This is a genomic window from Dyadobacter sp. LHD-138 (assembly GCF_030929615.1).
Classification (GTDB): Bacteria; Bacteroidota; Bacteroidia; order Cytophagales; family Spirosomataceae; genus Dyadobacter.
In genome coordinates this window covers 1-15,277 of the sequence record NZ_JAVFVU010000002.1, presented here as the reverse complement: position 1 = coordinate 15,277, position 15,277 = coordinate 1, and the positions used below count along the sequence as shown (strand labels likewise).

The following is a 15,277-nucleotide window of genomic DNA, read 5'->3' as shown; positions in this document are numbered from 1 at the left end:
AGCTACCAGTTTACTTTTACTTTATTTTGGCCCGATGAATGCACGGAAATTTTGTCCTGCTGAAACAAAATACCGGTTTCATCGCCTTGCTGACGAATGATTGCCACTTTATATTCTCCTTTTTCCATTTCGGAAAAAGGGATTTCAGCATGGAAGCCGGGAGCGAAATAATATTGTTTTAAAAATAATTCCTTGCGGTTGGTATTGCGGCTGCGTAACGTTGGAAAAACATAAAAACGCTTGTCGGAACTCAGCAAAATATAAATTCCGCTGTCCTGAAGACGCTGGCTTTTATAACTTGTATTGTCGACAACCAAAGCATTTTGTTTCTTATCAAACTTCGTTGAAGCGTATAATTCCGTAAGCACGCGTGAATTTCCGGCATAGGACTGCCTGTCCGCAATGGCTATGAATGGCAGCCATTTGTCATAGAATACGGGTGTTTTGGATACAACCCGCGCGGCAAAGGAGGTATCGACTACGGGTTTCAATTCCTTATTGACATAAGTCCAGTTGAACTGGCTCGTCGTTAACATTTTCCTTTTGTTACTTGCGTCAACCAAATGATAATGGTAGCTAAATACGTTGAAAATGACCGCGAGAAAAACGATAGCGGTGATGTAAGGAGATAAAAAACTGCCTCGTATCGGGATGACGACGTACAGATAGGCTACCATTAAAAGCAATACCGAATAAATCTTAAAACGGCTTGTTATCAGCCCTTCCATACCGAACCCTGCACGCCCGTAAACGACGATTAGTCCGGTTGCCAAAATCAGCATGATCGTTCCCAGACAAAAAAGATCGGTGATTCGCTCGAATTTGACCGTGTATTTTTTCTTTGAAATTCTGAAAAGAATTGTGGAAGCAATAGAAACGGCAACGAGAAATAATATAACACCCATGAAAACACAGGCACCAAAATGATCTTTGACAGGAATGGATTCGGCAAATGAGCCCAGAAAAGCCATATATCCTTTTGCCAGCTGAAATAAGGAAGCTTTTGAATCGGGATTGGTTTCGGGTTTTGTATAGGTCCAGAAATAGCCAAAAATGGCAGTCAAACTAAGAACTGACCAGATTGTCATACGTTTCCGGTCACCGGAAATGAAAAGCAGTACGGCGCAGATCGGTAAAATTAAAAGTCCGTTTCCACTGGTTGCGACCGTTAAACCGCCTACTAAAACGGATAATGCAAACAGCAGGGGCTTGGGCTGCACACAAAGATAGATCGTCCAAAGCCCAAGGGTAACGACCCCGAAGTTTTGAATTGAAGCCATCCCCCAATACATGTTTTCCTCAAATGCAAGGGTGAGCCAGATGAAAGGAATCGGGACAAGTGCAAATAATGGCTTTTTATTATTTTTTAACAAAACATGCCAAAGCGGAATAACGCACAGCAATAAAAGATTGCCGACGATCATCAGATGCCGGTAATTCAGTGAGCCGAAAACTGCGAAATCCAGCCAGGAAAAAAAACGGGTCAGCGCAATACGGTGCTCATTGTGTTGTTTAAAAATTGCTTTCAGCTTCTGCTGCCAGGTTCCGGCCTGGGCATATTCAACGATGAAAGCCTTTAAAGCATGGTCGTCCCACTTGGGAATATTGATCGCATAGTAATCCCATGCCCCGAAATAAATAAAAACGGGGATCAGGATAATCAGGCTTACAAACAGTGTCAGGCCCCCTTTACTCATGCAGGAATGATTAATTGATTGATATGCGCCGTTAGGGAGACAGGGTCAAGTTCTGAAATCTTTTGATGATAAGCCTGGCTTCCGTATTTCCCGTTTGGATAACCTTCGGCTTTCAAACTCTTAAACGAATTGATCTTTACGCCTCTTTCAAGCAGCTGAACGGAAAGCTGTTGCGCCAATCCTCCGGTACTGACATGTTCCTCTGCCACCAAAACAGCTGGCGCTTTTTCAATCAGCTGAACAATATCATCGGTTAACACCAACGGAAAATGAAGCGCGTTGATCACATTTACTTTCGCTGCGAGCTCGCCGGATTGGGAAATTGCAGCCAGTACATTATTGGAAACTGGGCCTAAAGCAAAAACGGTAATCTCGGCGTCACTGCCCTGATGAACTACTTTAAATGAGCCCGATGCATAACTGTTTTCCGGAGCGTTTTTTCCAAAACCCAGACGCAGGTAAGCAGGTTTTCCATCCGCCACAATTTGTTTAATAACCGGTTCTACCTCATCAGCAAAGGCTGGAACCCAGACATTGGCATTCTGCAAACCGCTCAGACACGCCAGGTCTTCCAGCGTGTGGTGCGAACTTCCCATGATCCCATAGCCATAACCACCGCCATTACCCACGATAAAAACGGGAAGGTTGTGAAAGCAAACGTCATTACGGAACTGTTCCAGGCAGCGGTAAACGATGAAAGGAGCAATGCTGTAACAAAAAACTTTATAACCCTTATGTGCAAAACCAGCGGCTACACCGACCATATTCTGTTCGGCAACCCCTGCATTGATAAATCTTTTACCAAGCTTGGCCTGCAACCCTTCCAGCGCAGCGTAACCAAGATCTCCTGTAATGAAAATAATGGATTCGTCTTCTGTCACAAGCTGCTCTAAAGCGGCTGAAAATTCTTTTCTCATTTTCTTAACTGTTTAACCAAGGTCCGTATTTCGTCCGCTGTTTTGTAGGACTTGCTGCCACGTCTGATGCGGGTACGAATGTATTTTGGCCGTTTTTTAGTCTCTTCAAAAATCTTGGTAATGTATTCTCCCAAAAATGAAATGCCCAGAATGGTCAATCCACCGAAGAAAACGATCAATACAATCACTGTACTGATGCCCTGGGGCGTATCCCGGAAGAAGAACAATTTGGCAAGAATCTGCCAGATAATGCCAAGGATTGACAATCCTGTCAAAGAAAATCCTGCATAACTCATCAATTCCAATGGAGCGAAACTGAAAGAGAAAATCGCTTTCTTAGCCCACCAGATATTTTTTGTCCAGTTATTGGTTGATACGCCAAACATACGTTCCGGCCTCACGTAAGGCACCCCGGTTTGTTTGAAACCCACCCAGGCGCGTAATCCGCGAAGGAATTGTTCTGTTTCGGGTAAATCAACGAGTTCTTTAACCACTTTCCGGTCGATCATCGAGAAATCACCGGCGTCACGCGGGATTGGAATATAACTCAGGCTCTGGAAGATCTTGTAAAAAGTTTTATAGAAAAAGTGGATATGCGGCTTCATTTCACGCTGCACGCGGACACCGTAGACCACGTCATAACCATCCATCCATTTTTCATAGAATGCCGGGATAATCTCCGGTGGATCCTGCAAATCGCCGTCCATAAGCACCACGCAGTCGCCGGTTGCAATTTCCATGCCGCTCAAAAATGCGGACTGAGAACCGAAATTCCGGGAGTGACTGATGCCCACCACGTTAGGGTCCTTATCACAGATTTTGTTAATCACTTCCTCCTGATTGTCGGGAGAATTGTCGTTAACAAAAATAATTTCATAACGCACTTTGAGCTCGTTACAGGTTTTTACGATTCTTTCGTACATGAAAGGAATCGCCTGCGCATCCTTGTAACAAGCAATAATCGCGGTGATTACCGGATTTAATTTCGGATTCAGGAAGGCAGGGAGAATGTTGTCTTCATATTGAAGCTGATCCTGCCAGGCCTTTGTTTTGGACAAACCATCTTCCAGGGAAGTTTTTGCTTTCCAGCCAAAATCGGTCTCAAAAGCTTCCGGATCTCCAAACCATTCTGCCAGATCCCACTTCCGGTTTGACATACTTCCCCATTTTGGCTCCTGTTTGATCCCAAAAGTCTGACGGGAAGTTTCAACCAGATCACCAATCGTGGTTTTACGGCCGGTGGCAATGTTATAGGATTTTCCTGCTGTGGCACTTGTGATTTTCAGTGCCGCATCCAGAAATGCTTCGACACAATCTTCAATAAAAACGAAATCCCGGCTGATATCCGGAGAAACCAGCGACGGAAGCACACCTTGCCTGACGCTTTCAACCAGTTTTGGAATAAGCCGGTCTGGCTCTTCCCAATAACCATAAATCGAGTACAGACGAAGATTCAGCGTTTTCAAATCAAAAACCCGCGCATAATATTCCAGCAGATAGGCCGCCGAAACTTTGGAAACCGCATAGTGGCTGTTAGGCTCGACACGGTCTGTTTCCTTTGGTGCGGTACAGTTAAAACCATATTCCGAGCTGCTTCCTGCGTGAATATAAACCGTTTCTTTCGAACAGTTTTGCAGGATATTGGCAGTCCCGATTACGTTCGTTTCGTAAGTCAGGTTGACACTGCTTTGCTTGCTGTAAGCTCCGTAAGCCGCCAGGTTAAAAAGCGTTTGCGGCTTATATCTTTCAAAAACTTCACGAACCGAATTGTCGGAAAGGATATCGCAATGGATAATATTTTCAAACGGAACATTCAATAATTTTAACCGCCAGGCTTTTGTTGCGTCGTGGGTAAGGGCGTAACAATCCTTTCTGATTTTGTAGATATCGTTGAAAAGATTGGCACCGATAAAACCACTGGCTCCAAATACAAAAATCGGTCCTTTAAGTTGTTCTATTTTATCGCGGTAATGCGGTAAATTATCAAGCATTCGTAAGTTCATTAAGATAGCGTTCTTTTACTTCCTGAGTGGCCTGCTGGTATAGGTCAGCGTTCATCGGCAGATAGTGCCATTCAAGTTTATTTTCCATATAGGAAACTCCTTTGCCTTTCACCGTACGGGCGATAATGGCTTTGGGGAGTCCGTTTTTATGGGTTTTTAATTTAGTAATTGTCTGGTGTATTGTGCGTATATCGTGACCGTCTATCTCTACTGTTTCAAATCCGATAGCTCTCCATTTTTCGGGAGAAGCCGTTTCGCCCAAAACCTGGTTTGTTGCTCCGAAACCCTGCAAACCATTTTTGTCAATAAACATAAAAAGGTTATCCAGCTGGTTTTGAATGGCATAATGTGCGGCCTCCCAGGTTGTGCCTTCGTTGGTTTCTCCGTCCGAAAGCAAGGCGAAAGAATAACTTTCCTCGCCGCTGATTTTAGCTGCGTGGGCAATACCCGTTGCAATTGGCAAACCATGACCCAAAGAGCCGGTAGCAAAAGGAATTCCTTTGTACTGACCAGGAGCCGGGTGAGCGGGCAGGGTGGTGCCGTCCAGGTAATAAGTGGCCAAATCTTCGTCAGAAATTTCGCCCAGGACATTCAGACAAGCGTAAAGTGCCGCGGCTGCGTGCCCCTTGGATAAAATAAAGGTATCTTCTTTTTCTTTATTCAAAAATAGAATAGCGATCATCAAGTCAATGCAGCTTAATGAACAGCCGATATGTCCGGCATTAGCCTGATTGTAAAGCCCCAGTATTTTCAGCCGTAATTCACCACTGATTTGTCTGGGTTCATTTATTACTTCATTTGCGGTCATGGCCAATTTGAATGTTGATGTTTGCTGTAAAATCGGGTACAAAGTAACAAGCAAAATTGTATTATTAAGTGCGCAATATACGAAATCTTATTTGACGGTTTTGCGCAAAGATGTCACTTCTGCTACTGTGAACCGTATCGTTTACCCTTTAAGTTGATGATTTCCAGTGTGTCTTTTTGAATATTCCGTTTAATTAATATTCTGTCAACCTGCGTTGTGTCCATACGCTGAATATAATTTAAACTTTTTGACAGATAGAGATTGGTCAGCTGGGCATCCTGGATGGAATATGGTAAATACGTCCGGTCCATCACCGACAAAACCTGAAGTTTGAAAGCGGGATACAGAATTGTGTCACCAGGCTGATAGACGGCCTTTATTTTCTGGGCTGCTTCGTAATAAGGATTGGGGACGCGTGGTTTTGCAAAATATCCGTATTTGACCGAGCGGTCTTCATAAAATTCCTGCAAACGTTGTCCCACAAAATAGAACTGAACCGCCAGGAAGAAGAAGATCAATATCCTGAATTCGGTGGCCAGGTTGGAATAGTATTGCAATAATATACTGACCAGAATGATGACATAAGGAAAGGAAAATCCTGAATAACGCTGGGTAAGACTGCTGGTATGTCCGCCCTTAAATGCCATGACAATCAGGAATAAAGTCGGAACAAGGGCCATCATGTAAAGCATGGTCAGCCTTTTACGCTGCAATTTGTCGGCGTTTTTATGTACATCATATAAAAATGACAGGGCAAAAATAACCACCGACAATACGCAAAACTGGATTTTGTTGCTGGTATAAACCAATGCGCTCAGCAATACAACCACGTAAGGAACCCGTGGCATGATAAATTCGTGCAGCTTAATGCGGTCTTTGAACCGGTACCAGACAATCAGGAAAATGCCTACAAGAATCGAAACGACAGTATTGCGTTTTCCCAGAAGTGAATCACTCATCCCGTTGGTAAAGATCAATAAGTCAGTAAACATTGGCAGCGACTTATTGAAGACATTAATGAGTGTTGCCGGATAAACACCAAAGGGGTTATTTCCCGGACTGGTTTCCGCGAATCTTTTGTACTCGGCCGCCTGGTGATTAAGGGAATAAAGCGTGTATTTTCCACCACCGTACAAAAGCCACCAGGTAACGCCTGACAAGGCTCCGACGGCGGAAAAAGCCATTTTTATCCAGCCGCTGATCGATCTCAGGAAGAAAACAGCGTATAATGCGTGGACCAAAAGCACGACCACCGACAGGAAATTGCATAATATGCTGAGTCCCGCCGCGAGAATGTACCCGATATAAAGCCAGATATCCTTTCTTTTTGCAGATTTGATCTCAATAATCTGCAAAAACAGATAGGTAGCCAGAAGTGTCAGAAAAAAAGTCAGTGAATAATTTCTTGCCTGATGGCTGTAAGCAATAAAAAATGGTTCGATAGCCACAATCCCGGAAGCAATCAGACCGGTATTAACCGAGAAAAAACGTTTGCCAAAAAGATAGGTAAGGCCAATAATGAACACGCTGAAAACAACGGAGAACAGTCTGGCAGAAAAATCTGAAAGACCGAAAATCTCCATCCAGAAATGTAATAGCAGATAGTAAAACGAGCCGTTGCCTATATCACTGCGGGTCATCGCTTCGTAATAATCGGCCAAAGTTTTTGGTGCCCAGAATTCGGCGGGTGTGAAAGCGCGCGGGTAAAAAGTTTCCTGATAGGTGAAGGAGGAGATGAGCCCGTCCTGCGGTTTCAGGCTGAACGGTGGTGCTTTCCAGAACTCAGGAATGGTCACTTTTACCGTTGAAAAAGCCTCCTTTTGGTTAGCGCCTTCAAGTACGATTCCCTGGCTGACAACCATGGTGCTTTTTTCATCAAAAAAGATACTGTAAGAGTCCAGGTGGTAGAGTCGCAGAGAAATACCAAGGATAAGTATGACTGCAAGTGTTAACCAGGATTGTAAGGTTTCCTTCTTGTATGTGTGCACCATGTTTATTGTGGGAAGTTAAAGCCGCGAAATTAAGGAAATTTCCTTTGATTAGGCACTTTTACATTTTAAGGATGGTAAACTCTACGCGGCGGTTTTTCTGACGGCTTGCTTCGGTGAGGTTGTTGGCAATTGGTTTGGCAGGACCCCAGGCTTTGGTTTGGATACGGAAAGCACTGATGCCTTTTAAAACCAGGTAATTTTTTACTCCCAAAACCCTGTCCTCTGAAAGTTTTATGTTTTTCTTTGTATCGCCCTGATTATCAGTATGCCCTTCCAGTAAAATTTCCATTTCCGGATATTCGTTCATGATGCCGATCATGCGGTCCAACTCCTGAAAAGAAGTTTCTGTAATGTCGGCGCTGCTTTGTGAGAACATATTATTGGCCAGTCTTATCTGCTGGCCGGGCTTGATGGGTTGCAAAAAGAGGTTTTTACGGATGGTTCTAAATCCGGTTTCGTCTGAGAGATCGACTTCTTCAGTGGATGAAAAATAGTTCTTTTCGTCTGCGGTAATCACATACGATTCTTTCAGCGGTAAAATCAGCTTGAATTCGCTGCCATCGCCTTCGTAGGTCGTTTTGCTGAATATTTCACCGGTCTTTAAAATCCGGGCAGAAATTTCGGCTTTTATCGGGGTTGTTGTTTCAAATTCAAAAACCGAGCCACTAACCGTCGCAACGGGATCTGGCTTAATAGCAGGCGTAAGTCTTATCCTGAAAATATCATCCCGACCTATTGCATTGTCCGTAGAACTGAAATATCCGTATTCTCCTGAAGCAGGAATATTGAAATAAGAGTCATGATTGGCTGTATTGATATTAGGGCCCAGGTTTTCGGGTTTTGACCAGTTAAGCCAGGTGTCATCCAAACGACGGGATAAAAATACATCACCACCGCCGTAACCACTTCGCCCGGACGAAGTAAAATAGAGCGTTTTGTTATCCAGGGCGAGGAAAGGAGAGTTTTCGTCACTGGCACTGTTTAATACATTCCCCATGTGTCTGGGTTCCGACCAGGTATCATCTTTTTGAACGAAAGAAACGTACAGATCTTTTCGCCCTTCAGTATCTTTTCGTTGCACAGACATAACCAGCACATTACCGTGTGGCGAGATGGCAAATCCAGAAAAATCATGATCGTTATATAAATTCTGAATTTTCATCTGTTTTGGAAAACTCCATCCGTTTTTTGTGTAAAACGATTTTGATAAACCGTAAACCAGCCCACCGCCGGGAAGGTAAGCGTTGATCAGATAAATGGTTTTCCCGTCGGCAGAAACACCAATGATAGCATTGTCGCCACCATTGTTTACAGGCGCGCCCAGGTTAACAGCTTCGGTCCAGTTATTATTCTTGTCCAGTGTAGAAACCCAGGCATCTTGTTTGTCGGGAGAGCCGATATTTCCTTCAAATTCAGCTCTTGTAAAGTATAAGGTTTTTCCATCCGCAGAAATAATCGGATTAATTTCCTGCCCTTTACTATTCACGGCTTTTCCAAGATTTTCCTTTTTCACTTCTTTTAAAACAGAAGGTGAAACGTTGATCAGGGCTTCAATTGGCTCAGCCGCCGAAGAGATTCCAATCGCGTCTATTTGATTAAAACCGGCAATTTTTGAAGGATCCAGAATTATTTTTATGGCATTGGCGATCAGATTTGCCTGGTTGGTGAAAATATGGAGCATCCTGCCTTTTACAGCAAGCGGGCTTGCTTTTTCATCGTATATCAGAAATTCTTTTCCGGTTTCATTGTAGGCATAAACCCGTGTCACGGAGCCAGGGTTGAAATTTTCCGCGATCGCCACCTGTTTGAGCGCAATGGATTTTTCAAAACCTACTTTGATCCATTCTTCATTTCTGCCGTCCGGTGTCGCCGGAGACCAGGCACACGGACTATTGCCGAAGTCGGGTAATTTACTAGGTTCTCCCAGAATTTGTTTTGACCGAAAACCCTGCCCCGCATTTTCGTTTCTGTATTCGGAGGAATATCCCAGGATTTTATCCGCCCAAAGAACAGGCTGGGCAATTATTTTTCCTGCAACCAATAGAATCAGGCTGCTGTAAATAAAAATTTTTCTTCTCACTAGGCTCATTCGGGGCGCACTTGCTTTTGATCATTCGTTTTCACGGGTAAAGACTTGTTCGGGTTAACAAACGGTTACTTTGCCGGTGATCGTATTATTTCAAAGTTAAATAGTGTGGTGAATATTGTAATAATAAAAGGTAATCCCAAAGATTTAATACTGATTAGAATGAATTTGAAAACCACATTTAGTTTTTGGCTCCAACCAACAGTATCCAGTCCCAATCCGCTTGTTTATCAGGTGGAACGATCAATGCAGGTTCCCCGCGTTTGAATTCTCCGCCCGTCCATCGGCGGCCAGTACGCGGACTGTACCACACAGCCCTGAATTCTGAGCCTGTGAGCTGATTCAGATCAAGCTGAAACTCCCGGGCCGTTGGGATATACAGGACAGCCATTCTGCGGTTGGATATGGTTGCCACCGTGATCTCACTGGTTTGGGTCGTATCCTGTACGAGTTTGAGGCCTGGGTCGGGCTGTATCAGATTCCAGGGAATTCCCTGAATAATTTTAGAAAAACGGACCATATATTCGCCTCCATCGCGACTGATATTGCCTTTCCAGGTCGGGTTGAAGTTTTTGATCGTACTCATGTGACAAAACCCGGCGGCTGAGCTCAGCAGGGATTCATAAGCCTGTTTACGAATTAAAGCAGATTGATCCTTAATCGGGAATTCAGAATTGGCAACCAAAAAAGGGCTTTTGATCGACTGTCCGATGGTTTTCTGCCAGGTAGCCAGCGCAGCATATTCGGAATCCGTTACCGTGGAGTCTGGAATGAAAACTTTAAGGTCAGTTCGGTTTTGATCCAGTGAATCCGGGGGAGAACAGGTCGAGAGCGATGCGATCATCCTGTTTTCCGAAGTTGCCCGGAGGCTTTCAGTAAGTGTTCTTGATACAAATGCCTTTTGATTTTCTTCCTCGCTGACGATCCAGAAAATGTTGGCGAATTTGGAAAATCTTTTTCCGACATAGGTACCATAACTCCGGCATGCCTCTTCTCCCTGTGACTCAAAAAGCGTGTTCCAGCTTTGGCGTGAAATAACCAGACCTATCAGCAGGTCGCGCTCTTTTGCCGCAGTAAGCACTTTTTCAAGGTAATCAAAATAGGCTTTGTCGGGGTTGGTAATATCGTTACTAGCCTGAAAAGGAGCTACTTTATGGAAATTTTTCTGTGTGGGTAATGAGGGCAAAACATGCAGTAATATGGTATTGAAGGACTGGGATTTACGGGTGTCCAGATACTCAACGGCATTGGGGTAATCGAGTTTTCTGAGCAGCTGCCAGGCTACGTCAGCCACAACCAGAAAGGGCGCATCGTTTTGATCGGATAAATGTTTGCCGTCTGCGCTCACTTTCAGGGGATATTTATAATCGGTAGCTGGCAGCGGAAAAGTTGATGCGTTTGCTGAAATGTGGATGGCAACGAGCAGGCAGATCACTAAAAAAGGGCGCGCGATCATAAGGCGCACGAAAGTTTATGCCTTCGGCGAAAACGGAAATTTAAACGATAACTATTCATGTAGCGCGGGGTAAGGGGTTAAATTTTAGTTTTTTCTTAATTCGGCAATGGTTTCAAACGGGTTTGCAGAATTGAATACAAAACTGCCTGCTACCAGTATATCTGCACCGTTTTCAACGAGAAGCTTGGCGTTGGTATTGTTCACACCGCCGTCGACTTCAATTTTAAAATCACATCCGAGTTCTTCGCGCATGCAATTAAGCTTATAGATTTTTCTGTAAGTATTCTCAATAAATTTCTGCCCGCCAAAACCCGGATTAACCGACATAATTAAAACCAGCGATAAATCAGGAAGAATTTCCGAAAGTACTTCAACGGGGGTATGCGGATTTAAGGCAACGCCCGGTTTTACACCTAACTCTTTGATCAGCTGAATGGTACGGTGCAGATGTGTGCAGGTTTCATAATGAACCGTCAGAATAGAAGCACCCGCATCACGGAAATGTTCCAGATAACGGTCAGGCTGTTCAATCATCAAATGGACGTCCAGTGGCTTTTTCGCGTAACGGTTGATCGCTTCACAAACCGGCAGACCGAAAGAAATATTGGGAACAAACATGCCATCCATGATGTCTACATGAATGTAATCAGCTTCACTATTATTGAGCATTTCAACGTCGCGTTGCAGATTTGCAAAATCTGCGGCAAGAATGGAAGGGGCAACTGCAGCCATTATGACAAGTAATAATGTTTAAATCCGGGCGAATTTAAGGAATTTCTCTACAAGATGTAAACGTGTTGGATTTGTGCAGGGAAATAGACAATGCTGAACAATGTTTTTATGGGCGTGTAAAGAGCCCGGGGAGTAACAGGAATGTTCTTTAATGAAATATCGCTTCGGAGAAAATTTTACCGCGACGTTGAATCAAAAATGTAATGATTACTATTGGTCTATTTAAGCGAACATCTTCGGTCAATGCATTCAAAAAATAGAATTAACTGTAAATTTGTGCGAAATGCTAAGGATCAAAATGCGATCCGCACGATATAATTATTACCAGGCTGTTAGCTAAAATTACCATGAACCCGGAAGAACGCATCAACGAACTTATACAAAAGATTGACCATTATAATTTTCAGTATTATCAGGAAAGTATTTCTGAAATATCGGATTTTGATTTTGATCAGTTATTAAAAGAGCTGGCGAAGCTTGAAAATGAATATCCTGAATTCAAACGCAGCGATTCGCCCACGCAAAGGGTAGGCGGAACGGTTACGAAAAATTTCAATACGGTCACGCACCGTTATCCGATGCTGTCGCTGGACAATACCTACAACGAGCAGGAGCTTCGGGATTTTGATGAGCGTGTGAAAAAAGGTCTGGACGGAGAAGCGTATGAGTATATCTGTGAATTAAAGTTCGACGGAATTTCCCTGAGTTTCACGTACGAAAATGGTATTCTGGTTCGCGGCGTGACCCGTGGGGACGGAACGCGGGGTGACGAAATTACCAATAATGTCAAAACGATTAAGTCGCTTCCATTACGCGTAAAATCAACCGAAATCCCACCTGTTTTTGAAATTCGCGGAGAAGGTTTTATGCCGTTTCAGTCGTTTCAAAAACTGAATGAAGATATGGAAGCGCTTGGTGTGAATGCATACGCCAATCCGCGTAACGCGGCTTCGGGATCTTTTAAATTACAGGATTCCGCCGAGACTGCACGCCGGGCGCTTGACTGTTACATTTACTCATTTTTAAGCGATGAGACCGTCTTTGCCAGTCATGAAGAAAGTTTGCTTGCACTTAAATCGTGGGGTTTCAATACGTCTCCGGGTTGGAGAAAAGTGGACAATATCGATGATGTGATTGCTTACATTCATGAATGGGAGGAAAAACGGGCAACGCTTCCACTGGCTACGGACGGGATCGTTATCAAAATCAATTCCTTTGCGCAGCAGCAGGAGCTGGGGTTTACGGCAAAAAGTCCGCGCTGGGCAATTTCCTTTAAATACAAAGCTGAAAATAAACCGGCTGTTTTAAGATATGTTAATTTTCAGGTAGGAAGAACCGGGAACGTAACGCCGGTTGCAAACCTTTGCGCGGAGAGCGAACGGATGGTTCCTTACAATAAAGTGAAAGGGGTGCATTTGTCAGGCACGTACGTGAAAAGAGCTACGCTGCATAACGCCAATGAGCTTGAACGCCTGAATGTTCAATTGGGTGATACGGTTTTCGTTGAAAAAAGCGGTGAAATCATTCCCAAAATAACGGGCGTTGATGTTTCCAAAAGGGAGCTGTTTATCACGGAGCCTATTGTGTTTCCTACCAATTGCCCCGAATGCGATTCCCTTCTGGCACGCAATGAAGGGGAGGTGGCTTATTATTGTCCGAACGACAGTGCCTGCCCGCCTCAGTTGAAAGGACGGATTGAACACTTTATTCACCGGAAAGCGATGAATATCGATAGTTTGGGGGAAGGGAAAATCGAGGTACTTTTTGATAACCAGCTCTTAAAAACGCCAGCAGATCTTTATGATTTAACCTACGAAAAGCTTCTCGGGCTTGAAAAAAGCATCGTCAACGAAGAAACCGGCAAGGCCAAGAAGATAAGTTTCCGTGAAAAGACTGTCGAGAATATTTTAAAAGGGCTGGAAACTTCGAAGACCGCGCCTTTCAAAAATGTGCTGTTTGGGTTGGGAATCCGTTTCGTTGGCGCAACGGTTGCTGAAAAACTGGCGGCTTATTTTAAGAATATCACCGCACTTCGTGCTGCTACCCTGGAAGAACTTGTTGCCGTCCCCGAAATCGGCGGCAGGATCGCGCAGAGTGTAATTGCCTATTTTTCAGTAGAGGAAAATCAGCAGGTGATGGAGCGTCTGGAAAAAGCCGGTTTACAGATGTCGACCGATGATAAGCCCGTTGAAATGGAAAGTACGATGCTGGAAGGCAAGACCTTTGTCATTTCCGGCGTGTTTGCCAGTTTTGAGCGCGACGAGCTTAAACATAAGATTGAATCCAACGGAGGACGTGTTTTGAGTGGTGTTTCAGGTAAATTAAATTATCTGCTCGCAGGAGATAATATGGGACCGTCCAAGCTTGAAAAGGCCAGAAAACTAGGCGTGACAATCCTGTCAGAAGAAGAATTTTTAGGAATGATTGAAAAATGATGAAGGAAATTGAGTCAGGTAACTAACTTTGTGTTTTAAAATCAACAATTATATAAGAAAATAATGCCATTGGACGAACGTTTCAAAGGAGTCGGAGCAGCGCTGATTACACCCTTTGATGAGCATCAGGAAATTGACTACGCTGGTTTAAAAAGGTTAATCGAATTCGTGTCTGACGGAGGAGTGGACTATCTTGTCGTGCAGGGCACAACCGGAGAATCTCCAACAATTTCATCGACAGAGAAAGACGAAATTCTGGCATTTTCGAAGAAGCATAACATAAAAGGATTGCCAATTATGTATGGTTTGGGGGGGAATGATACCAGAGCAGTGCTGGAAACGATCCGAAAGACCGACTTTGATGGTGTAGATGCAATTTTGTCCGTTTGTCCGTATTACAACAAACCAACGCAGGAAGGAATTATCGCGCATTTTACAGCAATTGCTGATGCTTCTCCGGTTCCTGTTTTGTTATATAATGTTCCTGGCCGTACGGTTATCAACATGAAAGCCGATACGATCCTGAAACTGGCAAAGCACCCGAATATTATCGGGATTAAAGATGCCGGTGGAAGTATTGAGCAAAGCATGGAATTGGCTGCACATGCGCCAAAAGATTTTTTGTTGCTTTCAGGAGATGATAATCTGGTAACAACCATGGTTAGTGTGGGCTGGCATGGCGTTATTTCCGTCATTGCCAATGGTTTTCCGCGTGAATTTACAGATTTGACCTGGCATGCACTGGAGGGGAATTTCAAAGAAGCTGCGGCTTTACAGCTGGCTTTCCTTGAATTTGATACCTTGTTATATATTGAGTCAAACCCGGTTGGGATTAAAAAATGTCTTGAAATAAAAGGCGTTTGCAGCTCGGAAGTACGTTTGCCATTGTTGAAAGCATCGGCACAGTTGGGAGAGAAGCTGGAAAAAGCAATGAAAAGAGAAGGGTTTATTTGATAGATCCGGATGTTTTTCGGTAGATTTAATAGCTATATTCTGTCACCCGTTCCGGGTTAAGAAGTTTTGAGACGGCTGTTTTGCCATAATACTTTCATCCCTTCGGGATTGTTAAATTGTAGCGAGGTTTGGATGAGAATTAAATGGATTATTTGCCAACAACGTTGAAAGATCATAAACCCGAAGGGTTGAAAGTAT

At 43.9% G+C, this 15,277-nt stretch carries 10 protein-coding genes; 2 read left to right on the top strand and 8 right to left on the bottom strand.

Features of this window, described 5'->3' with window-relative positions:
- Positions 1-2: 2 nt before the first annotated feature.
- The 8 genes from RB622_RS01005 to rpe all read right to left on the bottom strand — a co-directional run bounded on the left by RB622_RS01005 (position 3) and on the right by rpe (position 11,690).
- A complete protein-coding gene (locus RB622_RS01005) occupies positions 3-1,697 on the bottom strand; it encodes a hypothetical protein (protein WP_308044613.1) in 1,695 nt (564 codons plus the stop codon).
- On the bottom strand, positions 1,694-2,614 hold the full coding sequence (locus RB622_RS01000) for a transketolase C-terminal domain-containing protein (RefSeq protein WP_308044612.1): 921 nt from the start codon (positions 2,612-2,614) through the stop codon (positions 1,694-1,696). Before RB622_RS01000 ends, RB622_RS01005 begins: the two co-directional genes overlap by 4 nt.
- On the bottom strand, positions 2,611-4,605 hold the full coding sequence (locus RB622_RS00995; protein ID WP_308044611.1) for an NAD-dependent epimerase/dehydratase family protein: 1,995 nt from the start codon (positions 4,603-4,605) through the stop codon (positions 2,611-2,613). Before RB622_RS00995 ends, RB622_RS01000 begins: the two co-directional genes overlap by 4 nt.
- Entirely contained in the window at positions 4,598-5,425 is an 828-nt protein-coding gene (locus RB622_RS00990) for a transketolase (protein WP_308044610.1), read from the bottom strand. The genes RB622_RS00995 and RB622_RS00990 overlap by 8 nt, the downstream gene beginning before the upstream one ends.
- 122 nt (positions 5,426-5,547) lie before the next feature.
- The gene (locus tag RB622_RS00985) at positions 5,548-7,416 is read right to left on the bottom strand and encodes a glycosyltransferase family 39 protein (protein WP_308044609.1); all 1,869 of its coding nucleotides are present in this window, start codon (positions 7,414-7,416) and stop codon (positions 5,548-5,550) included.
- A 58-nt stretch (positions 7,417-7,474) separates the two neighbouring features.
- Entirely contained in the window at positions 7,475-9,505 is a 2,031-nt protein-coding gene (locus tag RB622_RS00980; RefSeq protein WP_308044608.1) for an OmpA family protein, read from the bottom strand.
- A 178-nt stretch (positions 9,506-9,683) separates the two neighbouring features.
- Positions 9,684-10,958, bottom strand: a complete 1,275-nt coding sequence (locus RB622_RS00975) for a DUF4038 domain-containing protein (RefSeq protein ID WP_308044607.1) — start codon at positions 10,956-10,958, stop codon at positions 9,684-9,686.
- Positions 10,959-11,042: 84 nt separating this feature from the next.
- Complete coding sequence (gene rpe / locus RB622_RS00970; RefSeq protein WP_308044606.1) at positions 11,043-11,690, bottom strand: ribulose-phosphate 3-epimerase; 648 nt, start codon at positions 11,688-11,690, stop codon at positions 11,043-11,045.
- 347 nt (positions 11,691-12,037) lie between these two features.
- Between rpe and ligA the strand changes: the two genes are divergently transcribed.
- A complete protein-coding gene (ligA, locus tag RB622_RS00965) occupies positions 12,038-14,125 on the top strand; it encodes an NAD-dependent DNA ligase LigA (RefSeq protein ID WP_308044605.1) in 2,088 nt (695 codons plus the stop codon).
- Between the two features lie 63 nt (positions 14,126-14,188).
- Complete coding sequence (gene dapA / locus RB622_RS00960) at positions 14,189-15,079, top strand: 4-hydroxy-tetrahydrodipicolinate synthase (RefSeq protein ID WP_308044604.1); 891 nt, start codon at positions 14,189-14,191, stop codon at positions 15,077-15,079.
- Positions 15,080-15,277: the final 198 nt, after the last annotated feature.

What these genes read in the sequence shown, in the direction of transcription:
- RB622_RS00995 (WP_308044611.1), bottom strand. Translation starts at nt 4,605, where the DNA reads ATGCTTGATAATTTACCGCATTACCGCGATAAAATAGAACAACTTAAA.
- RB622_RS00990 (WP_308044610.1), bottom strand. Translation starts at nt 5,425, where the DNA reads ATGACCGCAAATGAAGTAATAAATGAACCCAGACAAATCAGTGGTGAA.
- ligA (WP_308044605.1), top strand. Translation starts at nt 12,038, where the DNA reads ATGAACCCGGAAGAACGCATCAACGAACTTATACAAAAGATTGACCAT.
- RB622_RS01005 (WP_308044613.1), bottom strand. Translation starts at nt 1,697, where the DNA reads ATGAGTAAAGGGGGCCTGACACTGTTTGTAAGCCTGATTATCCTGATC.
- dapA (WP_308044604.1), top strand. Translation starts at nt 14,189, where the DNA reads ATGCCATTGGACGAACGTTTCAAAGGAGTCGGAGCAGCGCTGATTACA.
- RB622_RS01000 (WP_308044612.1), bottom strand. Translation starts at nt 2,614, where the DNA reads ATGAGAAAAGAATTTTCAGCCGCTTTAGAGCAGCTTGTGACAGAAGAC.
- RB622_RS00975 (WP_308044607.1), bottom strand. Translation starts at nt 10,958, where the DNA reads ATGATCGCGCGCCCTTTTTTAGTGATCTGCCTGCTCGTTGCCATCCAC.
- RB622_RS00980 (WP_308044608.1), bottom strand. Translation starts at nt 9,505, where the DNA reads ATGAGCCTAGTGAGAAGAAAAATTTTTATTTACAGCAGCCTGATTCTA.
- rpe (WP_308044606.1), bottom strand. Translation starts at nt 11,690, where the DNA reads ATGGCTGCAGTTGCCCCTTCCATTCTTGCCGCAGATTTTGCAAATCTG.
- RB622_RS00985 (WP_308044609.1), bottom strand. Translation starts at nt 7,416, where the DNA reads ATGGTGCACACATACAAGAAGGAAACCTTACAATCCTGGTTAACACTT.